This window comes from Klebsiella sp. 1SOBk10mer, from assembly GCF_046602535.1.
Classification (GTDB): domain Bacteria; phylum Pseudomonadota; class Gammaproteobacteria; order Enterobacterales; family Enterobacteriaceae; genus Klebsiella; species Klebsiella quasipneumoniae.
In genome coordinates this window covers 103,448-127,714 of sequence record NZ_JBKIUP010000006.1, presented here as the reverse complement: position 1 = coordinate 127,714, position 24,267 = coordinate 103,448, and the positions used below count along the sequence as shown (strand labels likewise).

At 57.8% G+C, this 24,267-nt stretch carries 27 protein-coding genes, 1 other RNA gene and 1 pseudogene; 14 read left to right on the top strand and 15 right to left on the bottom strand.

The window, feature by feature from the left end:
* Positions 1–112 precede the first annotated feature (112 nt).
* Entirely contained in the window at positions 113–481 is a 369-nt protein-coding gene (locus ACLH1I_RS16885) for a DUF805 domain-containing protein (protein WP_017900662.1), read from the top strand.
* Between the two features lie 40 nt (positions 482–521).
* Here the strand turns inward: ACLH1I_RS16885 and ACLH1I_RS16880 are convergent, their stop codons facing one another.
* Positions 522–1,418 carry a LysR family transcriptional regulator gene (locus ACLH1I_RS16880; RefSeq protein WP_004144865.1) on the bottom strand — a complete coding sequence of 299 codons (897 nt, stop codon included), beginning with the start codon at positions 1,416–1,418 and terminating at the stop codon, positions 522–524.
* Positions 1,419–1,522: 104 nt separating this feature from the next.
* On the opposite strand from ACLH1I_RS16880, the gene ACLH1I_RS16875 reads away from it, so the two are divergent.
* Positions 1,523–2,224 (top strand): pirin family protein, encoded by a 702-nt coding sequence (locus tag ACLH1I_RS16875; RefSeq protein ID WP_064183238.1) that lies wholly within the window; start codon positions 1,523–1,525, stop codon positions 2,222–2,224.
* Between the two features lie 24 nt (positions 2,225–2,248).
* Positions 2,249–2,416, top strand: a complete 168-nt coding sequence (locus ACLH1I_RS16870) for a hypothetical protein (RefSeq protein WP_004206134.1) — start codon at positions 2,249–2,251, stop codon at positions 2,414–2,416.
* A 73-nt stretch (positions 2,417–2,489) separates the two neighbouring features.
* Here the strand turns inward: ACLH1I_RS16870 and ACLH1I_RS16865 are convergent, their stop codons facing one another.
* Entirely contained in the window at positions 2,490–2,900 is a 411-nt protein-coding gene (locus tag ACLH1I_RS16865) for a Spy/CpxP family protein refolding chaperone (protein ID WP_049093398.1), read from the bottom strand.
* Between the two features lie 314 nt (positions 2,901–3,214).
* On the opposite strand from ACLH1I_RS16865, the gene ACLH1I_RS16860 reads away from it, so the two are divergent.
* Positions 3,215–3,679 (top strand): OB-fold putative lipoprotein, encoded by a 465-nt coding sequence (locus ACLH1I_RS16860; RefSeq protein WP_049093399.1) that lies wholly within the window; start codon positions 3,215–3,217, stop codon positions 3,677–3,679.
* Between the two features lie 341 nt (positions 3,680–4,020).
* On the opposite strand, the gene rnpB is transcribed toward ACLH1I_RS16860, so the two are convergent.
* The 4 genes and pseudogenes from rnpB to garL all read right to left on the bottom strand — a co-directional run bounded on the left by rnpB (position 4,021) and on the right by garL (position 6,339).
* An RNA gene (gene rnpB, locus ACLH1I_RS16855) (RNase P RNA component class A) lies at positions 4,021–4,403 on the bottom strand.
* Between the two features lie 32 nt (positions 4,404–4,435).
* A pseudogene (locus ACLH1I_RS16850) lies at positions 4,436–4,580 on the bottom strand (glycerate 2-kinase); the annotation flags it as partial.
* A 71-nt stretch (positions 4,581–4,651) separates the two neighbouring features.
* A complete protein-coding gene (gene garR, locus ACLH1I_RS16845) occupies positions 4,652–5,542 on the bottom strand; it encodes a 2-hydroxy-3-oxopropionate reductase (RefSeq protein ID WP_004206137.1) in 891 nt (296 codons plus the stop codon).
* A gap of 26 nt (positions 5,543–5,568) precedes the next feature.
* Entirely contained in the window at positions 5,569–6,339 is a 771-nt protein-coding gene (gene garL, locus ACLH1I_RS16840; protein ID WP_004206138.1) for a 2-dehydro-3-deoxyglucarate aldolase, read from the bottom strand.
* A gap of 564 nt (positions 6,340–6,903) precedes the next feature.
* On the opposite strand from garL, the gene garD reads away from it, so the two are divergent.
* Complete coding sequence (garD, locus tag ACLH1I_RS16835; RefSeq protein ID WP_004206139.1) at positions 6,904–8,475, top strand: galactarate dehydratase; 1,572 nt, start codon at positions 6,904–6,906, stop codon at positions 8,473–8,475.
* 199 nt (positions 8,476–8,674) lie between these two features.
* Here garD and rsmI read toward each other — a convergent pair whose 3' ends face one another.
* Entirely contained in the window at positions 8,675–9,538 is an 864-nt protein-coding gene (gene rsmI / locus ACLH1I_RS16830; protein WP_004144878.1) for a 16S rRNA (cytidine(1402)-2'-O)-methyltransferase, read from the bottom strand.
* A gap of 63 nt (positions 9,539–9,601) precedes the next feature.
* Between rsmI and ACLH1I_RS16825 the strand changes: the two genes are divergently transcribed.
* The 4 genes from ACLH1I_RS16825 to dolP are packed head-to-tail and all read left to right on the top strand — an operon-like array spanning position 9,602 to position 13,255.
* Complete coding sequence (locus ACLH1I_RS16825) at positions 9,602–11,710, top strand: penicillin-binding protein activator (protein ID WP_151628905.1); 2,109 nt, start codon at positions 9,602–9,604, stop codon at positions 11,708–11,710.
* Entirely contained in the window at positions 11,668–12,054 is a 387-nt protein-coding gene (locus ACLH1I_RS16820; protein ID WP_004206155.1) for a YraN family protein, read from the top strand. Before ACLH1I_RS16825 ends, ACLH1I_RS16820 begins: the two co-directional genes overlap by 43 nt.
* A 25-nt stretch (positions 12,055–12,079) precedes the next feature.
* The gene (diaA, locus tag ACLH1I_RS16815) at positions 12,080–12,670 is read left to right on the top strand and encodes a DnaA initiator-associating protein DiaA (RefSeq protein ID WP_002918211.1); all 591 of its coding nucleotides are present in this window, start codon (positions 12,080–12,082) and stop codon (positions 12,668–12,670) included.
* 9 nt (positions 12,671–12,679) lie between these two features.
* Positions 12,680–13,255: a division/outer membrane stress-associated lipid-binding lipoprotein gene (dolP, locus tag ACLH1I_RS16810; protein ID WP_002918214.1), complete on the top strand. Its 576-nt coding sequence runs from the start codon at positions 12,680–12,682 to the stop codon at positions 13,253–13,255.
* A gap of 121 nt (positions 13,256–13,376) precedes the next feature.
* Here dolP and ACLH1I_RS16805 read toward each other — a convergent pair whose 3' ends face one another.
* Positions 13,377–14,417, bottom strand: coding sequence for a permease (locus tag ACLH1I_RS16805; protein ID WP_004206156.1), 1,041 nt, complete (start codon positions 14,415–14,417; stop codon positions 13,377–13,379).
* A gap of 75 nt (positions 14,418–14,492) precedes the next feature.
* The gene (locus ACLH1I_RS16800; RefSeq protein WP_004206158.1) at positions 14,493–15,140 is read right to left on the bottom strand and encodes an NAD(P)H-binding protein; all 648 of its coding nucleotides are present in this window, start codon (positions 15,138–15,140) and stop codon (positions 14,493–14,495) included.
* Between the two features lie 128 nt (positions 15,141–15,268).
* Here ACLH1I_RS16800 and ACLH1I_RS16795 point away from each other — a divergent pair, with 128 nt between their 5' ends.
* Positions 15,269–15,805 (top strand): type 1 glutamine amidotransferase domain-containing protein, encoded by a 537-nt coding sequence (locus tag ACLH1I_RS16795; RefSeq protein ID WP_004206160.1) that lies wholly within the window; start codon positions 15,269–15,271, stop codon positions 15,803–15,805.
* On the opposite strand, the gene ACLH1I_RS16790 is transcribed toward ACLH1I_RS16795, so the two are convergent.
* Positions 15,767–16,210: a YhbP family protein gene (locus ACLH1I_RS16790; RefSeq protein WP_151628903.1), complete on the bottom strand. Its 444-nt coding sequence runs from the start codon at positions 16,208–16,210 to the stop codon at positions 15,767–15,769. The two genes, ACLH1I_RS16795 and ACLH1I_RS16790, sit on opposite strands and share 39 nt — an antisense overlap.
* 49 nt (positions 16,211–16,259) lie before the next feature.
* On the opposite strand from ACLH1I_RS16790, the gene ACLH1I_RS16785 reads away from it, so the two are divergent.
* Positions 16,260–16,550 (top strand): GIY-YIG nuclease family protein, encoded by a 291-nt coding sequence (locus ACLH1I_RS16785; protein ID WP_025999208.1) that lies wholly within the window; start codon positions 16,260–16,262, stop codon positions 16,548–16,550.
* On the opposite strand, the gene ACLH1I_RS16780 is transcribed toward ACLH1I_RS16785, so the two are convergent.
* Both ACLH1I_RS16780 and ACLH1I_RS16775 read right to left on the bottom strand, forming a co-directional pair.
* Positions 16,537–17,040, bottom strand: coding sequence for a GNAT family N-acetyltransferase (locus ACLH1I_RS16780; protein ID WP_004206163.1), 504 nt, complete (start codon positions 17,038–17,040; stop codon positions 16,537–16,539). The two genes, ACLH1I_RS16785 and ACLH1I_RS16780, sit on opposite strands and share 14 nt — an antisense overlap.
* A complete protein-coding gene (locus ACLH1I_RS16775; RefSeq protein ID WP_002918231.1) occupies positions 17,034–17,558 on the bottom strand; it encodes an SCP2 domain-containing protein in 525 nt (174 codons plus the stop codon). The genes ACLH1I_RS16780 and ACLH1I_RS16775 overlap by 7 nt, the downstream gene beginning before the upstream one ends.
* A gap of 221 nt (positions 17,559–17,779) precedes the next feature.
* Between ACLH1I_RS16775 and ACLH1I_RS16770 the strand changes: the two genes are divergently transcribed.
* The 3 genes from ACLH1I_RS16770 to ACLH1I_RS16760 all read left to right on the top strand — a co-directional run bounded on the left by ACLH1I_RS16770 (position 17,780) and on the right by ACLH1I_RS16760 (position 20,810).
* Positions 17,780–18,775: a peptidase U32 family protein gene (locus ACLH1I_RS16770; protein ID WP_004206164.1), complete on the top strand. Its 996-nt coding sequence runs from the start codon at positions 17,780–17,782 to the stop codon at positions 18,773–18,775.
* A gap of 5 nt (positions 18,776–18,780) precedes the next feature.
* Positions 18,781–19,659 (top strand): U32 family peptidase, encoded by an 879-nt coding sequence (locus ACLH1I_RS16765; protein ID WP_198079833.1) that lies wholly within the window; start codon positions 18,781–18,783, stop codon positions 19,657–19,659.
* 143 nt (positions 19,660–19,802) lie between these two features.
* Complete coding sequence (locus tag ACLH1I_RS16760; protein ID WP_151628901.1) at positions 19,803–20,810, top strand: luciferase-like monooxygenase; 1,008 nt, start codon at positions 19,803–19,805, stop codon at positions 20,808–20,810.
* 44 nt (positions 20,811–20,854) lie between these two features.
* Here the strand turns inward: ACLH1I_RS16760 and mtr are convergent, their stop codons facing one another.
* The 3 genes from mtr to yrbN form a co-directional block, all read right to left on the bottom strand.
* Positions 20,855–22,099 (bottom strand): tryptophan permease, encoded by a 1,245-nt coding sequence (mtr, locus tag ACLH1I_RS16755; protein WP_004206167.1) that lies wholly within the window; start codon positions 22,097–22,099, stop codon positions 20,855–20,857.
* A gap of 143 nt (positions 22,100–22,242) precedes the next feature.
* Positions 22,243–24,174 carry an ATP-dependent RNA helicase DeaD gene (gene deaD / locus ACLH1I_RS16750; protein WP_004206168.1) on the bottom strand — a complete coding sequence of 644 codons (1,932 nt, stop codon included), beginning with the start codon at positions 24,172–24,174 and terminating at the stop codon, positions 22,243–22,245.
* Positions 24,167–24,247, bottom strand: a complete 81-nt coding sequence (gene yrbN / locus ACLH1I_RS16745) for a protein YrbN (RefSeq protein WP_085903200.1) — start codon at positions 24,245–24,247, stop codon at positions 24,167–24,169. The genes deaD and yrbN overlap by 8 nt, the downstream gene beginning before the upstream one ends.
* Positions 24,248–24,267: the final 20 nt, after the last annotated feature.

Below are 24,267 nucleotides of genomic sequence, written 5' to 3'. Positions count from 1 at the left end.
GTGATGGCGCCCAATAATTCAGAAAACAGATATTTACCCACCATTCATTCACGTCTATTCTTATTGCGATCGCTTAAAAAACAAGTGATTGACGGTTAATTGAGGCGTAGAAATGGACTGGTATCTCAAGGTATTAAAAAACTATATAGGATTTGGCGGCCGTGCGCGGCGCAAAGAGTACTGGATGTTTATTCTGGTCAACCTCATCCTGACCGGCGTATTGAGCATCATCGATAAAATGCTGGGCTGGCAGCGGGCGGGCGGCGAAGGCATTCTGACGACCATCTATGGCATACTGGTCTTTTTACCGTGGTGGGCGGTGCAGTTTCGGCGTCTGCACGACACCGACCGCTCGGCATGGTGGCTGCTGCTGCTGTTGATCCCGGTCATCGGCTGGCTGGTGATTCTGATCTTTAACTGCCAGCGCGGAACGGAAGGCAACAACCGATTCGGGCCCGATCCAAAACCCTTTTCATACTAAATCTTCCTGCTCCTCCCGCTAGCGGGAGGAGCGTTCTCGACTATCTGCCGGCAAAAAGCTTAGGGATCTCGCGCAGGCACCAGGACTTCGCTTCGCCCATGCTGTCCCGTCGCCAGGCCATGATAATGTCAATTTCATTGGTATATTCCGGACTGACCACCCGCAAGCGTCCTTCGGCAATATCCTTCTCCACCAGCGGATAGGGCATGGTCGCCACGCCTAACCCGGCCAGCAGCGCCTGGCGCTTATCTTCAATGGTGCTCACCGTTAAGCGCGGCTGTTTATCCAGCAGCTGAACGGTGAGAACGGGCCGCTCGCGCGCGGTATCCGCCACCGCGACGCCACGGTATTTCACGCGGGTTACCTCAGAGAGCGGTTCAGGCTCCTGGTGGATCGGGTGGTCCGGCGCCGCGACGTACACGCTGAGCACCGAATAGAGTTTGCGCGAGTTAATCTCCGAGGAGGAACGAAAATGCATATCCGGCGCGACAACGATATCCGCCCGCCCCTGCTCCAGCCGCTCCCAGGCACCGGCCAGCACCTCAGTGATAATCGACAGCTGGGTGTTGGACTTGGTCGCCAGTTTCTCAATCAGCGGAAACAGATCCGGCGTGGGCACCAGCGCTTCAGTGACGATCGTCAGGTGAGTTTCCCAACCGCGTGACAGGGCTTCGGCGTCGGTGGTGAGCTTGTCCGCCGCCTCGAGCAGCACGCGCCCGCGCTCCAGCAGCATCCGTCCGACATTGGTGAACTTTGTGCGATGACCTGAGCGGTCAAACAGCACCACGTCCAGCTCCTCCTCCAGTTTTTGCATGGTGTAGCTCAGGGCGGAAGGCACGCGTCCCAGCTCATCAGCCGCGGCAGCGAAGCTCCCGCGACGGTCGATCGCATCCATCACGCGTAACGCTTCCAGCGTTAATGCTCTCTCTTTGGCCATCGCTTTCTCATTCAGGAAATTTGAACATACCGGGCAGAATATCTGGCTAACAATACAGCGTCCATACCTTTACCATTGATTTAGTGTAAAGAGAGGTCAAGAACATGATTACTACCCGAACAGCCAAACAATGCGGACAAGCAGACTTCGGCTGGCTGCAGGCCCGCTACACCTTCTCCTTTGGCCACTACTTCGACCCGAAATTACTGGGCTTCGCGTCCTTACGCGTTCTCAATCAGGAAGTGCTGGCGCCAGGCGCTTCCTTCCAGGCCAGAACGTACCCAAAAGTCGATATCCTGAACCTGATTCTGGAAGGCGAAGCGGAGTATCGCGACAGCGACGGCAACCACGTGCAGGCCAAAGCCGGTGAAGCACTGCTGATCGCCACCCAGCCTGGCGTGAGCTATAGCGAGCATAATCTGAGCAAAGAGCAGTCGTTAACGCGGATGCAGCTGTGGCTTGATGCCTGCCCGCAGCGGGAAAACCCGTTGCAGCAGAAAATCGAGGTCGCCAACGCGCCGCTACAGCTGCTGGCCTCACCGGATGGGGGGAATAATAGCCTCCAGCTTCGCCAGCAAGCCTGGGTCTATCATATCGCGCTGGAAAAAGGTGAGCAGATCAACGTGCAATTGCATGGGCCACGCGCCTACCTGCAGTCGATCCACGGCACGGTCCATGCCGTCGCGCAGGAACAATCAAAACAGGCTCTCACCTGTGGTGATGGGGCATTTATTCGTGACGAAGCTAACATTACCCTCGTCGCCGATACGCCGCTGCGCGCTTTGCTGATAGATTTACCGGTGTAACAACGGAAGTGATGGAGTCTGTCAGTGAGTAAGAAGAAAAACAGAAAAAAGGCGTCTCCGACGCCGCTAGCCCCGACGCCGCCGGAAACCGTCGGCGTCGTCAGCTTTGGTTATGATGAGATGCTTAGCGAACTGGAAGCCATTGTTGCCGAGGCGGAGATTCGCCTGCGGGATGAAGAAAGTCTCGCCTGAACCTGCAGTATGGATTATTCGGCTATCCTTGATGACTTCCCACTTATATCGGCCCCGAAAGGGGCCGATGGCATTATTCACTCAGCGCGTCGGCAAGATCTTTTTTCACCTGGGTACGCTGCTCGGGTGTCAGTACCTGATTCACATCAAAATAGTACTTCACGCGATAATAACGTACCTGTTGATCGATTTTACTGAAAGCCGCCAGCTGATCCTTCACCGCTTTCTCATTCCATTTACCGGAATCAATCACGTTAATCAGCGCGCCATCTTTAATGTCTTGCTGTGAAATCTGCTGCATATTATTTTCCAGCTGCTGATGCAGGCTTTTAATTTTCGCCACCTGATCGCTGGTGAGTTTTAAGTGCTGGACAATAGGATCCTGCGCTGGCGCTGGCGCCGCCTGCACGTCCGCGGCCTGTGCCGTCAGAGAGAAACCGCTGGTCAGAAGGGTGGCGAACGCAATACGGGTTATTAATTTCATTGTCTTATCCTGATGTGAAATTGCCAGAAATAGCGGTTTATTATTTTACAGCCGGGAGTGAATAAATGTAAAAAATAATACCTAAAGATTATTTACATCCATGATAAGAATAAAAACACCAAACGCATTGATTACATGAATGAGGTCACTATGTTAATTCGTACAATCCATACAACAACATTAACTCATTACCTTCAATTAAAGAAGCAGATCAAATAGTTGACAGTGGTGACTTTTTCTTTAATTTAATCAGCGCACATCACGTTATCCAGTGAATCAGGGATATCATTAAAAAAATAAATAAGGAGATAGGTATGTTATTACGCTTTCGTGTATTACCGTTGGTATTTTTCATATTGTTGTTAAGCGGCTGCGGCCTGGCCTCTAAAGCCTTTTATTCCGCAGGCGATAAATTATTTCAGCCGGGAGATGACGCCGTCGCTTCGATGCAAACGTATTCCGTCGCGCAGTTTCTGCAGCCGTTTACTCTCAATCCGGCGAAGGCCAGCAGCGATTATCTGGGTAAATGGGTTAAGGTGCGCGGCGTGATTGTCGACATTCGCAGAATGAGCGGCATCGCCGGCAGCTACTATTTTATCGTGACCATGCGCGATGAGCAGAATAAAACGGATAAACGTCTGACCTTTAATTTTGGATCGCATAACAGCGCAGACGTCGAGTCTTTAAGCAACGGCAGCATCGCCACGATTATCGGCCAGGTTCATCAGGTGCAAGATTCCAGGATACCGACGCTACAGAATCCTAAGGTGGTTAAATAACGCTAGCTGACCGGTAAGCCGCGGGTTTTTGGTATAGCGTCGTGGACAGTCATTCATTCACGTCACGGATTCAGATAGCAAAAACCCCGCCGGAGCGGGGTTTTGGTATAGAGAGGTGAAACTGACCGATAAGCCGCGTGTTTTTGGTATAGCGTCGTGGACAGTCATTCATCCTGCGTCCGGTATTCAGATAGCAAAAACCCCGCCGAAGCGGGGTTTTGACATAAAGAGGTGAAACTGACCGGTAAGCCGCGTGCTTTTGGTATAGCGTCGTGGACAGTCATTCATCCTGCGTCCGGTATTCAGATAGCAAAAACCCCGCCGAAGCGGGGTTTTCTAAGGAGTGAAACTGACCGATAAGCCGGGTTCTGTCGTGGACAGTCATTCATCTAGGCCAGCAATCGCTCACTGGCTCAAGCAGCCTACCCGGGTTCAGTACGGGCCGTACCTTATGAACCCCTATTTGGCCTTGCTCCGGGTGGAGTTTACCCTGCCACGGACTGTTACCAGCCGCGCGGTGCGCTCTTACCGCACCCTTTCACCCTTACCTGATCCCGCTTGCGCGGGCCATCGGCGGTTTGCTCTCTGTTGCACTGGTCGTGGGCTGTGACACCCCCCAGGCGTTACCTGGCACCTTGCCCTATGGAGCCCGGACTTTCCTCCCCTCCGCCCGTCTCCCCCCGAAGGAGGACGACGACGAAGCGGCGACTGTCTGGTCAGCTTCGGCGCGCAGTATAGTGGGTTTACCGCCCGTTGTCATCCCTCTGTCGTCATCCCGACCAGCAGGGTGGCGGCGATATTGCGCGATGCATGATAAATATTGTCCAACGCGCGCGAAACGCCGCTTCCTGCGTCACAACTGAGGTTAACACGCGGAAACGGCATCAATACCGCGTCCATGCTAGCCCCCCCGTAGCAGTCTGGCACTGTTGCACCAGGCATAACCACCAGGCCGCGCAGGGGCTCTTCTTGTTAGCGAGTCACTTCCACTTTCGCCAGCTTTTCGTAGTAGCATGCCAGCGCGCTATGGTCAGCGGTGCCCAGACCGTCCGCACGCAGCGCCTGCATCATCTCCATTACCGCCGCTGTCAGCGGCAGTTGAGCGCCCACGCCATGGGAGGTATCCAGCGCATTGGCCAGATCTTTAATATGCAGATCGATCCGGAAGCCCGGCTTGAAGTTACGATCCATCACCATCGGCGCTTTGGCATCCAGCACGGTACTCCCCGCCAGACCGCCGCGGATCGCCTGATAAACCAGATCCGGATTGACGCCGGCTTTGGTGGCCAGGGTCAGCGCTTCGGACATGGCAGCGATGTTCAGGGCGACGATCACCTGATTGGCCAGTTTGGTCACATTGCCCGCGCCAATGTCGCCGGTATGCACCACGGAGCCGGCCATCGCTTTCATCAGATCGTAATATTTGTCGAAGATCGCCTTGTCGCCGCCGACCATCACCGACAGGGTGCCGTCGATCGCTTTTGGTTCGCCGCCGCTTACTGGCGCGTCCAGCATATCAATACCTTTGGCCTTCAGCGCTTCGCTAATTTCCCGGCTGGCCAGCGGCGCAATAGAGCTCATGTCGATCACCACGGTGCCCGGTTTCGCGCCTTCAATAATGCCGTTTTCCCCCAGCGCCACCTCTTTGACATGCGGCGAGTTCGGCAGCATGGTGATGATCACATCGCACTGCTCGGCAATCGCCTTCGGCGTGGCCGCGGTCTCTGCGCCCGCGGCAATCACGTCGGCAATCGCTTCCGGATTACGGTCAGACACCACCAGCGAGTAACCCGCCTTCAGCAAATTTTTGCTCATCGGCTTGCCCATAATGCCAAGACCGATAAAACCCACTTTGATTGTCATATTGTTCTCTCTCTTCATCCTGGTGATTATTTTTTAAAGGCATCAGCAAGTTTCTGGGTTGCGGAACGGAAGACCCCCAGATCGCTGCCGACGGCGACAAAAGTGGCGCCCCACTCCAGGTAGCGCCGCGCATCGGCCTCTACCGGCGCCAGAATGCCGCTTGGCTTACCGTGCTTCTTCGCGCTGGCGAAGATATGCTGGATGGCGCGCTGCACCTCAGGATGGGCGGCATTGCCCAGATGACCTAACGCGGCGGCCAGGTCGCTCGGGCCGACGAACAGGCCGTCGACACCTTCGGTCGCGGCAATCGCCTCGACGTTGTCCACCCCGGTCTGGCTCTCAATCTGTACCAGAATGGAAATGTTTTTATTGGACTGGGCGAAGTAGTCCGGCACGGTGCCGAACATATTGCCGCGATGGGAAACGGAGACTCCGCGGATCCCTTCCGGCGGGTAGCGAGTAGAAGCCACCGCCTGCGCCGCCTGTTCCGCTGTCTCGACAAATGGCACCAGGAAGTTATAGAAGCCGATATCCAGCATGCGCTTAATGATGATGGGCTCGTTGGTCGGCACGCGCACCACCTGAGCGCTGGAGCTGCCTTTCAGCGCCATAAGCTGTGGGATAAGCGTGGTGACGTCGTTCGGCGCGTGTTCCGCGTCCAGTACCAGCCAGTCGAAACCCGCCAGACCCAACACCTCGGTGCTGATCGGATTGGCCAGCGCGCACCAGCAGCCAATCTGCACCTGATGAGCCGCCAGCGCGGCCTTAAATTTGTTCGGGAAAATTGCGTTATCCATGATTTTTACCTTGCGTTAATCGTTGCTAACTTCTGCAATTCATTCGTTATATCACCAGCCCGGCGAGAGAGCCCCATTAGGCTGGAAAAGCGTATCGCCTGACCCCAAATATTATCCGCAGAATAAACCAGCGAATGGGTGTCCTTTTTTATTTCCTGCCCTTGAGTCCGGAAAATGTAAGCCCATCGCAAATTAACCATCTTTTAATATTCGTTAGGTGACTGCTAAATTATTAACCCGCGATTAAAAGGCAAACCATGCGCATATCGGACGTCACAAAAACACGACTCAGTATAGTCAGCTCCCACTCGCCAGACACTATGCATAAACACAATATAAACACATTTTTTAAAGCCTTAGTTAGGCAATCGCCTTAAGCTATGGGCGCTAATCCACACTTCTTACGATTCCCCACCCTCCGCGCGCGTCCATGGCGACAAGGAGTGATTCAGATCACATCTTCACGCCGACACACCTGACATGCTTTATTTCATTATTCTGCTTAACAGCGCCAGAATTACCATTTAATGATATTTTTAGCACCTGTTTGGAGATAACTGGACAATGGCTGATATTTCAATTCGACAACAATCGCCTACCGCGTTTTATATAAAAGTTGACCCGACAGATAATGTGGCGATTATTGTCAACGATCGGGGATTAACCGCCGGAACGCGTTTCCCGGACGGCCTGACGCTCATCGAGCACATTCCACAGGGTCATAAAGTCGCCCTGGTGGATATCCCAGCCCACGGTGAAATTATCCGTTACGGAGAAGTCATTGGCTTGGCAATGCGCGACATCCCCAAAGGAAGCTGGATTGACGAGTCGTTAGTGGCGTTGCCCACCGCCCCGCCGTTGAACACCCTGCCGCTGGCCACCAAAGTGCCGGCCCCGCTGCCGCCGCTGGAAGGCTATACCTTCGAAGGCTACCGCAATGCCGACGGCAGCGTGGGCACCAAAAATCTGCTGGGTATCACCACCAGCGTGCACTGCGTTGCGGGCGTGGTCGATTACGTGGTGAAACTCATTGAACGCGACCTGCTGCCGAAATATCCCAACGTCGACGGCGTGGTGGGTCTGAATCACCTCTATGGCTGCGGCGTAGCGATTAATGCGCCAGCGGCGGTGGTGCCGATACGCACCATCCACAATATCGCCCTTAACCCGAACTTCGGCGGCGAAGTGATGGTCATTGGCCTTGGCTGTGAAAAGCTGCAGCCCGAGCGGCTGCTGCAGGGGACGGAAGATGTCAAAAGCATCCCGGTGGACAGCGCCAGTATCGTCAGCCTGCAGGATGAAAAGCACGTGGGCTTTAAATCGATGGTCGATGACATTCTGCAGGTCGCCGAGCGCCATCTGGCGAAACTCAACCAGCGTCAGCGGGAAACCTGCCCGGCTTCTGAACTGGTGGTGGGTATGCAGTGCGGCGGCAGCGACGCTTTCTCCGGCGTGACCGCCAACCCGGCGGTGGGTTACGCTTCCGATCTGCTGGTGCGCTGCGGCGCGACGGTGATGTTCTCAGAGGTGACCGAAGTCCGCGACGCTATCCATCTGCTGACGCCGCGGGCGATCAACGAAGAGGTGGGTAAACGCCTGCTGGAAGAGATGGCTTGGTACGATAACTATCTCGATATGGGCAAAACCGACCGCAGCGCCAACCCCTCACCCGGTAACAAGAAAGGCGGCCTGGCCAACGTGGTGGAAAAAGCGCTGGGGTCGATTGCCAAATCAGGAAAAAGCGCCATCGTTGAGGTGCTTTCCCCCGGGCAGCGCCCGACCAAACGTGGCCTGATTTACGCCGCCACCCCCGCCAGCGATTTTGTCTGCGGCACCCAGCAGGTGGCCTCTGGCATCACGGTGCAGGTGTTCACCACCGGCCGCGGCACGCCTTACGGACTAATGGCGGTACCGGTGATAAAAATGGCGACTCGCACCGAGCTGGCTAACCGCTGGTATGACTTAATGGACATTAACGCGGGCACCATCGCCACCGGCGAAGAGACGATTGAGGAGGTGGGGCTGAAGCTGTTCGAATTCATTCTCGACGTCGCCAGCGGACGCAAGAAAACCTTCTCCGATCAATGGGGTCTGCATAACCAGCTGGCGGTGTTTAACCCGGCGCCGGTGACCTGATCGAGAGCGTAAGGGTTTAACCACTTTAAGCCCGGATTTATCCGGGCTGGTTGGTTAGGGGTGCTGTGCGGCAAGGAAGGCGGGCTGCACTTTTCTTCCGACATTTCTTCCGACATTTCTTCCGACATGTAGGAGGACGCTCAAGCAGCTCTTCACTATCTGAAGGGCTGCTTGCCAGACTTCAATTGGGTCTACAGGATCACTCCCCCTGCTGCTCCAGGGCATACTTATACAACGCATTTTTCTTCACGCCGTGGATTTCCGCGGCCAGCGCGGCGGCTTTCTTCAGCGGCAGTTCCGCCTGCAGCAGCGCCAGAGTCCGCAGCGCGGCTGCCGGCAGCGCCTCTTCCTGCGCCTTAAAACCTTCGACGATCAGCACCATCTCGCCTTTGCGACGGTTTTCGTCTTCCTTGACCCACGCCACCAGCTCGCCAATCGGCGCGCCGTGGATCGATTCCCAGGTTTTGGTCAGCTCGCGGGCCAGCACCACATAGCGAGATTCTCCCAGTACCGCGCAGATATCTTCCAGACTCTCCACCAGCCGGTGGGTCGACTCATAGAAGATAAGGGTGCGCGGCTCTTCTTCCAGCGCTTTAAGGGTATCGCGACGGCCTTTCGATTTCGCCGGCAGGAAGCCTTCATAACAGAAACGGTCGGAAGGCAGGCCAGCGGCGCTCAGGGCGGCGATAGCCGCACAAGGACCCGGCAGCGGCACGACGCGGATATTGGCTTCGCGGCAGGTACGCACCAGATGATAGCCTGGGTCGTTAATCAGCGGCGTGCCCGCATCGGAGACCAGCGCGATGTTTTGCCCTTCTTTCAGTTTAGCGAGAAGTGTTTCCGCCTTTTGCTGCTCGTTATGGTCGTGAAGCGCAAATAAACGGGCGTTAATTGCAAAATGTTGCAGCAGCAAACCGGTGTGGCGGGTATCCTCCGCAGCAATTAAATCAACGGCTTGCAACACTTCCAGTGCGCGCTGCGTGATATCAGACAGATTTCCTATCGGAGTGGGCACAATATAGAGCTGCCCCTGAGAATTATCCGCTGATTCGTGTTGTTTCATTGTCTCGTCCGTATTGCCGATTTAATATTGAGCATTGAGCCAAAAAAATATCACTGGACACTTATGGTACCGTCAACATTTCTTCGTTCTAAGCCCGCGCGCTGTCTGCCCGTATTGCTGGCGACTCTTCTTTTTGCTGGCTGCGGCACCCACACGCAGGATCAAAGCACGGCGTTTATGCAGGGTACGTCGCAGGCCAACTCCAGTTTCTACTTGCAGCAGATGCAGCAAAGCACGAATGATAGCAAGACCAACTGGCAATTACTCGCCATTCGTGCACTGCTGCAGGAAGGAAAGCAGCAGCAGGCCATCGACCTGTTTAACCAGCTGCCGTCAAACCTGGACAGCACCCAGGCCCGTGAACAGTCACTGCTGGCGATAGAAGTGAAGCTGGCGCAAAACGACTATCAGGGTGCCCGTACTCTGCTGGCTAAGCTTGACCCGGCAAGCCTGGAGCAGCCTCAGCAGGCGCGCTACTGGCAGGCGCAAATCGATGCCAGCCAGGGCAAACCCTCGGTGACTCTGCTGCGCGCCTTAATCGCCCAGCAGCCGCTGCTGAGCGATGCCAAACAGCGCCAGCAAAATATTGACGCGACCTGGCAAGCGCTGACCGCGATGACCCAGGATCAGGCCAATGCGCTGGTGATCAATGCCGATGAAAACACCCTCCAGGGCTGGCTGGATCTGCAGCGGATGTGGTTTGACAACCGCAACGATCCCACGCTGCTGAAAGCCGGCGTCAAAGACTGGCAGACGCGCTACCCGCAAAACCCTGGCGCCAAAATGCTGCCAACGGCGCTGGTGAACATGCAAAACTATAAGCCCGCCTCCATCAACAAGATTGCGCTTTTCCTGCCGCTGAACGGCCAGGCCTCGATCTTCGGCCGCACCATCCAGCAGGGCTTCGAAGCCGCCAAAAACGGCGCGCCGTCGGTGACGGGCAGCGCGGTTCCCGCTCAGGTCGCTCAGGCGGCGAACACGTCCGGTAACGATGACGTGGTAAGCCCGTCGCAGGCGGAAATTAGCGATCTGACGGCTGCCGGAAGTCGCGCCGAACCGGTGCAGGCCCCGGCGCAAACTCAGGCAACGCCAGCGGCGGAGCCGGCGGCTCAGGCGCCGGAAGCGACCACCACGCCGCAGACCACCGCGTCCCCGGTCACCCAGCCGGTCACCGCCCCGGCCGCACAGCCGCAGCCAGTGGTCGCCACCGCCGCCAATCCCTCTGCGGAACTGAAAATTTACGATACCACCAGCCAGCCGATCGGCCAGCTCCTTGCCCAGGCTCAGCAGGACGGTGCCACCCTCGTCGTCGGGCCGCTGCTAAAAGAGAATGTCGAAGATGTTCTCAAGAGCAATACGCCGCTCAACGTGCTGGCGCTCAACCAGCCGGAGAAGGTCGAAGGCCGCGCTAATATCTGCTATTTCGCGCTGTCACCGGAAGACGAAGCGCGTGACGCCGCCCGACACATCCATCAACAGGGCAAACAGACGCCGTTGTTGCTGGTTCCGCGCGGCGCGCTGGGCGATCGTGTGGTCAACGCGTTTGCCGACGAGTGGCTGAAGCTGGGCGGCGCCAGCGTCCTGCAGCAGCGTTTTGGCTCCACGGCGGAGCTGCGCGCCGGCGTTAACGGCGGAGGGGGCATTGCGCTGAGCGGCACCCCGGTCTCCACCCTGCCATCAGCGCAGAACAGCGTCCTCGGCACGGCGGATGAAATGCCGGTTAGCAGCGGCGGCAGCATCGACGCGGCCTATATCCTCGCCACCCCGGAACAGATTGGCTATATCAAACCGATGATCGCGATGCGCAACGGCAGCCAGAGCAATGTCACCCTGTACGCCAGCTCGCGCAGCGCACAGGGCACCGCAGGTCCGGATTTCCGTCTGGAGATGGAAGGCCTGCAGTATAGCGAAATCCCGATGCTGGCTGGCAGCAACCCGGCGTTGATGCAGCAGGCGCTGTCTGCGGTGCGCAATGACTACTCGCTGGCGCGTCTGTATGCGATGGGCGCTGACGCCTGGTCGCTGGCAAACCACTTCACGCAAATGCGCCAGACGCCGGGCTTCGAGCTGAACGGGAATACCGGCGATCTGACGGCGACTCAGGACTGCGTGATTACCAGGAAACTGTCATGGCTCAAATACCAGCAGGGACAAATCGTCCCGGCCAGCTAAGCAAACAGACCGGCGATGCATGGGAAAACCGTGCTCGCCGCTGGCTGGAAAGCCAGGGCCTGCGTTTTATTGCCGCCAATGCTCGCGAGCGTGGCGGCGAAATTGACCTCATTATGCGCGACGGCGCCGTCACCGTCTTTGTCGAGGTACGCTACCGCCGCAGCGCTCTGTACGGTGACGCGGCGGCCAGCGTCACCCCGCAAAAACAGCAACGCCTGCTTAAAGCCGCCCGTTTGTGGCTCTGCCGACAGAATGGGAGCTTTGAGACTGTGGATTGCCGTTTCGATGTGGTAGCCTTCACCGGAAACGACATCCAATGGCTAAAAAACGCCTTTGGCGAATAGCGTAATACCAGAAGTAAGGGATCCCGTGCTCGACAGAATCAAAGCCTGCTTTACCGAAAGCATTCAAACCCAAATTGCCGCAGCAGAAGCACTCCCGGACGCCATCTCCCGGGCGGCGATGACGCTCGTGCAGTCCCTGCTCAACGGCAACAAAATCCTCTGTTGTGGTAATGGCACTTCCGCCGCCAACGCACAGCATTTTGCTGCCAGCATGATTAATCGTTTTGAAACGGAACGCCCTGGTTTACCCGCCATTGCACTAAACACCGATAATGTGGTCTTAACTGCCATCGCTAACGATCGCCTGCATGACGAGATTTACGCCAAGCAGGTGCGCGCCCTGGGACACGCTGGCGATGTGCTGCTGGCAATCTCCACGCGCGGTAACAGTCGGGACATCGTCAAGGCGGTGGAAGCCGCCGTGACCCGCGACATGACCATCGTCGCGTTAACCGGCTATGACGGCGGTGAGCTGGCGGGCCTGTTAGGTCAGCAGGATGTCGAAATCCGCATCCCCTCACACCGCAGCGCGCGAATCCAGGAGATGCATATGCTGACCGTCAACTGTCTGTGCGATTTGATAGATAACACTCTTTTTCCACACCAGGACGATTAAGGAGAACACATGAAGGCTCTCTCGCCCCTCGCCATCCTGCTTTCAGCACTACTGCTGCAGGGCTGCGTTGCCGCCGCGGTAGTCGGAACGGCAGCAGTCGGCACTAAAGCCGCAACGGACCCGCGTACGGTGGGAACCCAGGTCGATGACAGCACCCTGGAACTGCGCGTCAATAGCGCCTTGTCGAAAGATGAACAGATTAAGAAACAGGCCCGCATCAACGTTACCGCTTATCAGGGCAAAGTCCTGCTGACCGGTCAGTCGCCGACGCCAGATCTCTCTGCCCGCGCCAAGCAAATCGCCATGGGCGTGGAAGGAACCACGGAAGTGTTTAACGAAGTGCGCCAGGGCCAGCCGATTGGTTTAGGCACCGCCTCTTCTGATACCTGGATTACCACCAAGGTGCGTTCGCAGCTGCTGAGCACCGATCAGGTCAAATCCTCGAACGTGAAGGTGACCACGGAAAACAGCGAAGTCTTCCTGATGGGACTGGTGACCGACCGTGAAGGCCGCGCGGCGGCGGATATCGCCAGCCGGGTGAGCGGCGTGTCCCGAGTGACCACCGCCTTTACCTATATTAAATAAAGCTGCAATTTCCCGGCTGGCGCTACGCTTAGCCGGGCTACCGCCCCCTGTCCGTTGTGTGCCGGGTAAGGCGTAGCCGCCGCCCGACACCCCATCAGGCTATCCGTACGTTTACGGCAAACTACACCAGCGCCAGCGCACCGACAATCGCCCCGCACAGCGCCACCAACCCGCCAGTCAGCCACAGCGCTTTGGCCGGAAAGGCTTTGCGCAGCATAATCAACGATGGCACGCTCACTGCCGGCAACGTAATCAGCAGCGCCAGCGCCGGCGCAACGCCCATCCCCGCCAGCATCATCGTCTGGACAATCGGAATTTCCGCCGCGGTAGGGATCACAAACAGACAGCCGGCAATCGCCATCGCGATGACCCAGAACAAGGTATTATCCACCACGCCATCGGCGTGCGGGAACAGCCAGACGCGCGCCGCCCCCAGCACCAGTACCGCGAGGATATAAACCGGGATGGTGTTCCAGAACAACGTCCACAGCGCCCGCAGCCAGCGGCTAAAGAAGCCGCCCTGGGCCGCTTTCGCTTGCGCTTCAGGCACCACGGCAGGCTGCGTCGCCGCCTCTTTTACCCATTTCTGCACCAGCGTCGCGACAATCAACACCGTCGCCAGGCCCGCCACCAGGCGAACCAACGCAAACTGCCAGCCCAGCACGAAGCCCATAAACACCAACGTCGCCGGGTTGAGCAGCGGGTTGCCCATCCAGAACGCCAGCGCCCCGCCCATCGACACCTGCTGTTTGCGCATCCCGGCCGCGACCGGCGCGGCGCAGCAGGTGCACATCATACCTGGCAGCGAGAAAATCGTCCCCAGCAGCGTCCCCTGAAAACGCGATTGTCCCAGGGTGCGCAGCAGCCAGTCGCGCGGGATCAGCACCTGGATCAGCGACCCGAGCAGCACGCCGAGCACCGCGGCTTTCCAGACGGCAAGGAAGTAAACCACCGCGTAGTCCCACGCCGCCTTCAGCGGGTTAGCGTCGGCCTGGGCGAGAATGGATTTACCGATACTGTGGGTTTCCGCAGCGGTGAAGGCTTTCCCGTAGTATGGCTGCCATTTGACGAACCACAGGCCGACAATCACGACGAGAAAGAAAAGCGCGGGCTTCCACCATTGAAATGGTGACGCCGCCTGAGATGAAGACTGACCAGCCATAGCATTCCCCAGCAAGAAATGTGGATATGAATTGAAGCCGTGAATACTACGCCGGAAGCCTGCGTTTGCAAACCGCTATTCCGCCTGCCGCGCGGCACGCTCCCGCAGCTCGGACGATGAGAGAATTTGCACCCCTTCGTGAGTAGGCGACAGCGCCTCCGCCAGCAGGGCAATCGCCACGTCGCGGGCCGCAATGGATTTCCAGTTCCCCGGTAAGAGTCGGAACAGCGGTTCGAGGAAGGTCTCATTGGCCCGCTTTTTTTCCCGCTCGCCTGAGAGCATCGACGGCCGGGCAATGGTCAGCCGCGGCCAACCCTGCTCGATCAGCGCCGCCTCCATTTCCCCCTTCACCCGATTGTAGAAAAACGGTGAGTGGGCGTTGGCGCCCATCGCGCTAACCACCAGCATATGTTGCGCACCCAGCCGTTTGCCGGTCAGTGCGGTATCAACCACCAGCGTGTAGTCGGCATGGACAAAGGCCTCTTTGCTCCCGGCCTCCCGGCGCGTCGTTCCCAGACAGCAGAAAACGATATCCACCGGGTCAACCACCTGCGCCAGGGCATCGGTCAACTGGGGATCGTGCGGATTAAAAACCCCTTCCGCCGGCGCCAGTGGGCGACGCGTCGGGGCGGCGATGGCGCTGATGCTCGGCTCATTCTGCAGCAGCCGAAGTAAGTGACCGCCAACTAACCCGGTCGCGCCGGTCAATAATACCTGACTCATTGATTCTCCTTTACAGAATTCTCCGCCTTGCACTTTCGGGCTCATGTTCCAGGCTTAATACCTTACAAGGTAAGTATCCACCATCATCATGGAATTACCTCATTGACCATCCAGATAGCGGAGGAAACATGAGTAAAAAGATAGCCGTGCTCATTACCGACGACTTTGAAGATTCTGAATTTACCTCTCCCGCCGAGGCGTTTAAGCTCGCCGGGCATCAGGTCGTGACCATCGAAAAGCAGGCTGGCAAGACGGTGAAGGGTAAACAGGGAGAAGCAGAGGTCGCCATCGATCGGGCCATTGATGACGTCACACCGGGTGAATTTGATGCCTTGTTGCTGCCCGGGGGCTATTCCCCTGACCAGCTGCGCGGGGATGAACGCTTTGTCACCTTTACCCGCGATTTTGTCAACGGCGGGAAGCCGGTCTTCGCCATCTGCCACGGCCCGCAGCTGCTGATCAGCGCCGATGTGATCCGCGGGCGTAAGCTCACGGCGGTGAAGCCTATCGTGGTGGATGTGAAAAACGCCGGGGGCGAGTTTTACGACCAGGAGGTGGTGGTCGATAACGAACAGCTGGTCACCAGCAGAACGCCGGACGATCTGCCGGCCTTCAATCGCGAAGCGCTACGCCTGCTCGGCGCCGGCATCGCGCCGCCAGTGTAGCTTTTGCCCGAACCCCAGCGTGTTGTCGGTAAACTTGATTTCGTCCGGACGAATCTCCCAAACCGGCGCCGACAACATGCGGGCCACCGGGAAGCGCTTGACGTAGCGCTGACGCATACGCGCCTCTTCGTCGCCGCGCAATCGGCGGATCTCGCCCTGGAACTGCACGCCGCGGATCAGGGCCACGGTTTTTGGCTGGCCGTTGACCGTGCCGGCCACCTTCGCCCGCTCGCCGGTCATCTGGCCGTGGCGGGTGTGCTCATCGCTGAGCAGATAAAAGGCCACGCTATCCGGGTCATAGACGTAAAAGGCGTTCGCACACCACAGCTCGTCGTCGCGGGAGACGCACCAGGTGACGACGTGCTGTTTACTCAGCCAGCGGCCAATGGCGGCAAGCGTATCCATCTTTCTTCTCCATTATGCTATGGTGCCTACACCTTACCATAGTGACTTTATAACCGTGTGCTGGTTTCTGTATCTCATTCGAACCGCGGATAATCGCCTCTATACCGGCATCACCACCGATGTGCCGCGCCGCTTTCGCCAGCATCAGGCAGGGAAAGGCGCGAAGGCGTTGCGCGGCAAAGGCGACCTGCAGCTGGCCTTTAGCCATGAAGTTGGTGAACACTCACTTGCTTTGCGGCTGGAATACCGCATTAAGCAGCTAACGAAGCGCGAAAAAGAGCGCCTCGTTGCCGGAGAAGATACCGTCGAAACCCTGCTGGCAAGGCTCAAAAACGATTAAAGTGGTCGCTGTATTCGACCTGGCCGTGGACACCTTCGAGGGCGTCATCCGCCAGGCGGTGCACCTGGAACGCCTCCGCGCTGTCCGGCCAGCGGCAGCGGAGATCGAAGCGCGCGGCCGGTTCAAAACCAAAGCGACGGTATAACTCCGGGTCGCCCAGCGTCACCACCGCGGCATAGCCAAACTCATTCAGCGAATCCAGCCCTTCATAGACCAGCTGCCGGCCAATGCCCTGTCCACGGTAGCGTTCATCCACCGCCAGCGGCGCCAGGCCGACCCACTGTAGCTCTTCACCTTCCACCGCAACCGGGCTGAAGGCAACGTAGCCGATCACCTGGCCTTCATCATCCGTCGCCACTACCCCCAGCGTGATCAGTCCATCTTCACGCAGATCGTGCACCAGCTGCGCTTCGGCATCGCGGCCGAAGGTACGACGCAGCAGCGCGTCGATTCCCGGTGCATCAATCCCAATTTCCACTCGAATCAGCATGCCTCACCTACCGATGTCTGTTCAGGTTTCTGCGGGCTCTTCAGTCCAGCTTCGACAAAATCCGCCAGTTGCAGCAACATCACGCGCAGCGCTTTGGGCATCTGCTCGAGCTCAATGGCGTCCATCAAATTTTTTACATACAGCCCCAGCTCCGTATCGCCTTCAATAACCAGACGACGCTGGAAGAATAGCGTATCCGGATCCTGCTTGCGCGCGGCGATCATTAACAGATCGCTGGCGTCGGCGCTGAAGCTGACGTCGGCGTCCGCCTGCTGGCTGACCACCAGGCGACCATCGACTACCGAGGTATACCACAGCAGACCGATGTCACGCACATGAATACTTAACCAGCGCCCCTCGAGAAACTCCAGCTCTCCCTCCGCCAGCGCCTGGCGAAACTGCCAACTAAGCACCTGCTCCAGCACCTGGCGCTTGAGGGCAAAAGGCGCCAGCTTAACCGGCACGCTCATTAAAGACGGGCCAAAGTGGACCAGCCGGGAACGCAGTTTATCCAACACAAGCTTTACTCCATGAATGCAATTGTGCCGCTATTGTGCCATATCACATAAACAACATAGCGGCGTAAATCAACAAAAACGCGATGACGGCAGCCCGTTATTGGCGCCGCCAATACACTTTTAACTGCCTCAAATCAAAAATTGTCACCAGAAGGTTAACTAAAATCCCTGCTCGTTAACCATTCAGCGTCCCTGACGGGCCGCATTTTTCAGGAAAAATTATGGAGCTGCTCTGCCCAGCCGGTAACCTTCCGGCGCTTAAGGCGGCCATCGAAAACGGCGCCGATGCCGTCTATATCGGGCTGAAAGATGACACCAACGCCCGCCACTTTGCCGGCCTTAATTTCACCGAAAAGAAACTGCAGGAAGCCGTCAGCTTTGTGCATCAGCACCGTCGTAAGCTGCATATCGCCATCAACACCTTCGCCCACCCCGACGGCTACGCCCGCTGGCAGCGCGCGGTGGATATGGCGGCTCAGCTGGGCGCCGATGCGCTCATTCTGGCCGATATCGCCATGCTGGAGTACGCCGCGGAGCGCTATCCGCATATAGAACGCCATGTGTCGGTACAGGCTTCCGCCACCAATGAAGAGGCCATTCGCTTCTATCATCGCAACTTCGACGTGGCGCGCGTCGTACTGCCGCGGGTGTTATCTATTCACCAGGTGAAACAGTTGGCTCGCGCCACGCCGGTGCCGCTGGAAGTCTTTGCCTTCGGCAGCCTGTGCATCATGGCGGAAGGCCGCTGCTATCTCTCTTCCTACCTGACCGGCGAATCGCCCAACACCGTCGGCGCCTGCTCGCCTGCCCGCTTCGTGCGCTGGCAGCAAACCCCACAGGGGCTGGAATCGCGCCTCAATGAAGTGCTGATTGACCGCTATCAGGATGGGGAAAACGCCGGTTACCCGACGTTGTGTAAAGGCCGCTACCTGGTCGATGGCGAGCGCTATCACGCGCTGGAGGAGCCCACCAGCCTCAATACCCTGGAACTGTTGCCGGAGTTGATGGCCGCCAATATCGCCTCAGTGAAAATCGAAGGCCGTCAGCGCAGCCCGGCCTACGTCACCCAGGTAGCGAAAGTCTGGCGCCAGGCGATCGATCGCTGCAAAGCCGATCCACAGAATTTCGTGCCGCAATCCGCATGGATGGAAACCCTTGGCTCCATGTCCGAAGGTACACAAACCACCCTTGGCGCCTACCACCGTAAATGGCAGTGAGAAACATGAAATATTCATTAGGGCCAGTGCTTTACTACTGGCCAAAAGAGACGCTGGAAAATTTTTACCAGCAGGCAGCAAACTGCAGCGCCGACACCATTTATCTCGGCGAAGCGGTGTGCAGCAAACGCCGCGCTACCAAAGTCGGCGACTGGATTGATATGGCGAAAGCGTTGGCCGGGAGCGGCAAACAGGTGGTGCTGTCTACCCTCGCGCTGGTGCAGGCCTCCTCCGAACTGGGCGAGCTGAAGCGCTATGTCGATAACGGGGAGTTCCTGATTGAGGCCAGCGATTTGGGCGTGGTTAACCTCTGCGCCGAACGCAAGCTGCCGTTCGTCGCCGGGCATGCGCTGAACTGCTACAACGCCGTTACCCTGCGCCTGCTGTTAAAACAGGGCATGGTGCGCTGGTGCATGCCGGTGGAGCTTTCCCGCGACTGGCTGGCTAATTTACTGACCCAGTGCGAAGAGCTGGGCATTCGCAATCAGTTTGAAGTCGAAGTGCTGAGCTACGGCCATCTGCCGCTGGCTTATTCCGCCCGCTGCTTTACCGCCCGCTCGGAAGATAGGCCAAAGGATGAGTGCGAGACCTGCTGCATCAAATACCCAACCGGACGCAGCATGCTGTCCCAGGAGAACCAGCAGGTGTTCGTGCTCAACGGTATCCAGACCATGAGCGGCTATGTCTACAACCTGGGCAATGAGCTGACGTCCATGCACGGCCTGGTGGATATGGTACGCCTATCGCCGATGGGCAACGAGACCTTCGCCATGCTCGACGCCTTCCGCGCCAATGAAAACGGCGCTGCGCCGTTGGCGCTCACCGGCAACAGCGATTGCAACGGCTACTGGAAACGGCTGCCCGGGCTGGCGCTGCAGGCCTGATAAACCGCTCACTTTGTTAACAGCAGTGCTCAGATTTTAATGCATTATTAAAGATGCAGCTTTTCTGGCTGGCGCGTCCTGGATGCGCCAGGCTGGAAGAAGACCTTCAATCTGATGACGATGCTGTAGCAAAGTGAGCCTTTATGACTGACAAATCTGTTCCGTTCTCGGTGCTCGATCTGGCGCCGATCCCGCAAGGATCTTCTGCCAAAGAAGCCTTTACCCACTCTCTGGATCTCGCCCGGCTGGCCGAATCGCGCGGTTATCACCGCTACTGGCTGGCGGAGCACCACAATATGGTCGGCATTGCCAGCGCAGCGACCTCGGTGCTGATTGGCTATCTCGCCGCCAATACCACTACCCTGCATCTGGGTTCCGGTGGCGTGATGTTGCCCAACCATTCGCCGCTGGTGATCGCCGAGCAGTTCGGCACCCTGAACACCCTCTATCCCGGGCGTATCGACCTCGGCCTTGGCCGCGCGCCGGGCAGCGATCAGCCCACCATGCGCGCCCTGCGTCGCCATATGAGCGGCGATGTCGATAACTTCCCGCGCGACGTGGGGGAACTGGTGGACTGGTTTGACGCCCGCGATCCGAACCCGCACGTGCGCCCGGTTCCCGGCTACGGGGAGCGCATTCCGGTGTGGCTGCTGGGTTCAAGCCTCTACAGCGCCCAGCTGGCGGCGCAGCTCGGTTTGCCGTTCGCATTCGCCTCGCACTTCGCGCCGGATATGCTGTTCCAGGCCCTGCACCTGTATCGCAGCAACTTTACGCCCTCCGCGCGGCTGGAAAAACCGTATGCCATGGTGTGCATCAATATCATCGCCGCCGACAGCAACCGCGATGCGGAGTTTCTCTTCACTTCCATGCAGCAGGCGTTTGTGAAGCTGCGTCGCGGCGAAACCGGACAGCTGCCGCCGCCAGTGGAAAATATGCATCAGCTGTGGTCAGCGTCCGAGCAGTATGGCGTGCAGCAGGCGCTGCGCATGTCGCTGGTGGGTGATAAAACTAAAGTCCGCCACGGCTTAGTGTCGATTATGCGGGAAACCGAGGCGGACGAAATCATGGTCAATGGCCAGATCTTCGACCACCAGGCGCGGCTGCATTCTTTCGATTTAGCGATGCAGGTGAAAGAGGAATTGTTGGGTTAATCAAAATCCAGGCCCGGTGGACGTCGCGCCACCGGGTAAGCCTCTTACTGGTAAACCGGCAGCAGATTAACGCTCGACAGAATGTGTACAACCGCATTGCCAAGGCCAAACAGTAGGATCAGCACAATCATCGGTGTTCCGCCCCATACGCGGAACTGTGGGCTGCCGAAGCGTTTACGCGAGGCGCGAGCCAGCAGCGCCGGTACAATCGCCGCCCAGATCGTCGCCGCCAGGCCGGCATAGCCGATGGCGTAGAGGAAGCCATCGGGTTTCACCAGCCCGCCCATCATCGGCGGAATAAATGTCAGCAGCGCAGTTTTAAAGCGCCCCAGCGCGCTGTCGTCAAAACCAAACAGATCCGCCAGGTAGTCGAACAGCCCCAGCGTGACGCCAAGGAACGAGCTGGCGACGGCAAAGTTAGAGAATACCACCAGCAGCAGATCCAGGCTCCGGCTGTTCAGCACCCCGCTCAGGGCCTGCACCAGCACATCAATATTGCCGCCCTTCTGCGCGATGTCGATAAACTGCGGACGCGGGATATTGCCCATCGTCACCAGCAGCCAGACCACGTACAGACCCAGCGCCAGCAGCGTACCGTAGGTTAAGCAGCGGATAATGGTGCGTGGATCTTTGCCGTAGTATTTCATCAGGCTCGGCACATTGCCGTGGTAGCCAAACGAGGCCAGGCAGAACGGCAGCGTCATTAGCAGATATGGCGCATAGGAGGCGTTCTTTTCCGCAACGTTAAACAGCGTCGTCGGCTCGACGTGCCCCAGCAGACTGCCAAAGGTCAGGAAGAAAGTGATCACCTTGGCGCCGAGCACAATAGCCGTCATGCGGCTCACCGCCCTGGTGCTCATCCAGACGATAAATGCCACCAGCAGCGCAAAGCCAAAACCCGCCGCCCGCGCCGGCACGTTCAGCGACATCTCGCTAAACGTATGATGTAGTATCGAGCCGCTGGCTGAAATATAGGCGTAGGTCAGGATATACAGCACAAAGGCGATCGACACGCCGTTGACCAGGTTCCAGCCCTTGCCGAGCAGGTCTTTGGTAATGGTGTCGAAGCTGGAGCCGATCCGGTAGTTAAGGTTGGCCTCGAGGATCATCAGACCGGAGTGCAGCATGCAGAACCAGGTGAAAACCAGCGCCGCCAGCGACCAGAAAAACCACGCGCCGGACATCACCACCGGCAGCGAGAACATACCCGCGCCGATAATCGTGCCGCCGATGATCACCACGCCGCCAAACAGGGACGGACGGGTTGCCGTAGTGGTTAGTGTCGCCATTTACCGAAATCTCCAGTCAAAAATACTTTCCCACGATGGGTGCGAAGCACTGTACCAGTACACGAGTACAAAAGAAATAAAAAAAGCCCCAATCATGACGATCGGGGCTGTATTATTTAGTTTACGCTAGCGGGCTGCGTTAATTATGCATCGCCACCGAAGCGACGGCGACCGGCAGAGTCATCGCGGCGCGGCGCGGATGCATCGTCACGACGCGGCGCACGGCCTTCACGACGTTCGCCGCTGAAACGACGACCATCACCACGACCACCTTCACGACGCTCGCCACCGAAGCCACGACCGCCTTCACGACGCTCACCGCCGAAGCTACGACCGCCTTCACGACGTTCACCACCGCCACGACGTTCGGTGCGCGGCTGCGCATCGCCCAGCAGCTGCATGTTCATCGGCTTGTTCAGGATGCGGGTACGAGTAAAGTGCTGCAGCACTTCGCCCGGCATCCCTTTCGGCAGTTCGATGGTGGAGTGAGAAGCGAACAGCTTGATGTTACCGATGTAGCGGCTGCTGATATCGCCTTCATTAGCGATCGCGCCAACGATATGACGCACTTCAACACCGTCATCGCGACCCACTTCAATGCGATACAGTTCCATATCGCCTACGTCACGACGCTCACGCTTCGGACGATCTTCGCGATCGCCACGCGGAGCGCGATCGTTGCGGTCGCCACGACGCTCGAAGCGATCGTCACGGTCACGGAACTCACGACGCGGACGCATCGGCGCATCCGGCGGCACGATCAGCGAGCGTTCGCCCTGGGCCATTTTCAGCAGCGCGGCAGCCAGCGTTTCCACGTCCAGCTCTTCGCCTTCCGCCGTCGGCTGGATTTTCGCCAGCAGCGCACGGTACTGGTCCAGATCGCTGCTTTCCAGCTGCTGCTGGACTTTGGCGGCGAATTTTTCCAGACGACGTTTGCTCAGCAGCTCTGCGTTCGGCAGCTCCACTTCCGGGATGGTCAGCTTCATCGTACGTTCGATGTTGCGCAGCAGACGACGTTCACGGTTCTCAACGAACAGCAACGCGCGGCCCGCGCGGCCCGCACGACCGGTACGACCGATACGGTGAACGTAGGATTCAGAATCCATCGGGATGTCGTAGTTCACCACCAGGCTGATACGTTCAACGTCCAGACCACGGGCTGCCACGTCAGTCGCAATCAGGATATCCAGACGACCGTCTTTCAGACGCTCCAGGGTCTGCTCACGAAGCGCCTGGTTCATGTCGCCGTTCAGCGCCGCGCTGTTGTAGCCGTTACGCTCCAGCGCTTCAGCCACTTCCAGGGTCGCGTTTTTGGTACGGACGAAGATAATCGCCGCATCAAAATCTTCCGCTTCCAGGAAACGCACCAGCGCTTCGTTTTTACGCATACCGTAGGCAGTCCAGTAGCTCTGGCTGATGTCCGGACGAGTGGTCACGCTGGACTGAATACGCACTTCCTGCGGCTCTTTCATAAAGCGGCGGGTAATGCGACGGATCGCTTCCGGCATGGTGGCGGAGAACAGCGCGGTCTGATGCCCTTCCGGGATCTGCGCCATAATGGTTTCTACGTCTTCGATAAAGCCCATGCGCAGCATTTCATCTGCTTCATCCAGTACCAGACCGCTCAGTTTAGAGAGGTCCAGGGTGCCGCGCTTCAGGTGGTCCAGCAGACGACCCGGGGTACCGACAACGATCTGCGGACCCTGACGCAGGGCGCGCAGCTGCACGTCATAACGCTGGCCGCCGTACAGGGCAACCACGTTTACGCCGCGCATATGTTTAGAGAATTCCGTCATTGCTTCAGCAACCTGTACCGCCAGCTCGCGGGTCGGCGCCAGCACCAGGATCTGTGGTGCTCTCAGCTCAGGATCGATGTTGTTCAGCAGCGGTAAAGAAAACGCTGCGGTTTTACCGCTACCGGTCTGGGCCATACCCAGAACGTCGCGGCCGTCCAGCAGATGCGGAATGCACTCAGCCTGGATCGGAGATGGTTTTTCGTAACCCAGATCGTTAAGCGCTTCAAGGATAGGAGCCTTCAGGCCCAGATCTGCAAAAGTGGTTTCGAATTCAGCCATGTAGTACGTGTGCCTCAAAATTAATGGCGGCCAGTCTACATAACTCATCGTGAAAATTTACGGTAATTTTCATTGAAAAGTGTGAACCGGCTC

Bases quoted from the DNA above. Each gene is read 5' to 3' on its own strand.
- ACLH1I_RS16885 (WP_017900662.1), top strand. From the start codon at position 113: ATGGACTGGTATCTCAAGGTATTAAAAAACTATATAGGATTTGGCGGC.
- ACLH1I_RS16800 (WP_004206158.1), bottom strand. From the start codon at position 15,140: ATGAGTCAGGTATTATTGACCGGCGCGACCGGGTTAGTTGGCGGTCAC.
- ACLH1I_RS16875 (WP_064183238.1), top strand. From the start codon at position 1,523: ATGATTACTACCCGAACAGCCAAACAATGCGGACAAGCAGACTTCGGC.
- ACLH1I_RS16880 (WP_004144865.1), bottom strand. From the start codon at position 1,418: ATGGCCAAAGAGAGAGCATTAACGCTGGAAGCGTTACGCGTGATGGAT.
- ACLH1I_RS16820 (WP_004206155.1), top strand. From the start codon at position 11,668: ATGGCTCAAATACCAGCAGGGACAAATCGTCCCGGCCAGCTAAGCAAA.
- ACLH1I_RS16790 (WP_151628903.1), bottom strand. From the start codon at position 16,210: ATGGATACGCTTGCCGCCATTGGCCGCTGGCTGAGTAAACAGCACGTC.
- dolP (WP_002918214.1), top strand. From the start codon at position 12,680: ATGAAGGCTCTCTCGCCCCTCGCCATCCTGCTTTCAGCACTACTGCTG.
- ACLH1I_RS16780 (WP_004206163.1), bottom strand. From the start codon at position 17,040: ATGCTGATTCGAGTGGAAATTGGGATTGATGCACCGGGAATCGACGCG.
- ACLH1I_RS16865 (WP_049093398.1), bottom strand. From the start codon at position 2,900: ATGAAATTAATAACCCGTATTGCGTTCGCCACCCTTCTGACCAGCGGT.
- garD (WP_004206139.1), top strand. From the start codon at position 6,904: ATGGCTGATATTTCAATTCGACAACAATCGCCTACCGCGTTTTATATA.
- deaD (WP_004206168.1), bottom strand. From the start codon at position 24,174: ATGGCTGAATTCGAAACCACTTTTGCAGATCTGGGCCTGAAGGCTCCT.
- ACLH1I_RS16795 (WP_004206160.1), top strand. From the start codon at position 15,269: ATGAGTAAAAAGATAGCCGTGCTCATTACCGACGACTTTGAAGATTCT.
- garL (WP_004206138.1), bottom strand. From the start codon at position 6,339: ATGGATAACGCAATTTTCCCGAACAAATTTAAGGCCGCGCTGGCGGCT.
- garR (WP_004206137.1), bottom strand. From the start codon at position 5,542: ATGACAATCAAAGTGGGTTTTATCGGTCTTGGCATTATGGGCAAGCCG.
- ACLH1I_RS16760 (WP_151628901.1), top strand. From the start codon at position 19,803: ATGACTGACAAATCTGTTCCGTTCTCGGTGCTCGATCTGGCGCCGATC.
- ACLH1I_RS16825 (WP_151628905.1), top strand. From the start codon at position 9,602: ATGGTACCGTCAACATTTCTTCGTTCTAAGCCCGCGCGCTGTCTGCCC.
- mtr (WP_004206167.1), bottom strand. From the start codon at position 22,099: ATGGCGACACTAACCACTACGGCAACCCGTCCGTCCCTGTTTGGCGGC.
- ACLH1I_RS16805 (WP_004206156.1), bottom strand. From the start codon at position 14,417: ATGGCTGGTCAGTCTTCATCTCAGGCGGCGTCACCATTTCAATGGTGG.
- ACLH1I_RS16770 (WP_004206164.1), top strand. From the start codon at position 17,780: ATGGAGCTGCTCTGCCCAGCCGGTAACCTTCCGGCGCTTAAGGCGGCC.
- ACLH1I_RS16765 (WP_198079833.1), top strand. From the start codon at position 18,781: ATGAAATATTCATTAGGGCCAGTGCTTTACTACTGGCCAAAAGAGACG.
- ACLH1I_RS16860 (WP_049093399.1), top strand. From the start codon at position 3,215: ATGTTATTACGCTTTCGTGTATTACCGTTGGTATTTTTCATATTGTTG.
- rsmI (WP_004144878.1), bottom strand. From the start codon at position 9,538: ATGAAACAACACGAATCAGCGGATAATTCTCAGGGGCAGCTCTATATT.
- yrbN (WP_085903200.1), bottom strand. From the start codon at position 24,247: ATGAAAATTACCGTAAATTTTCACGATGAGTTATGTAGACTGGCCGCC.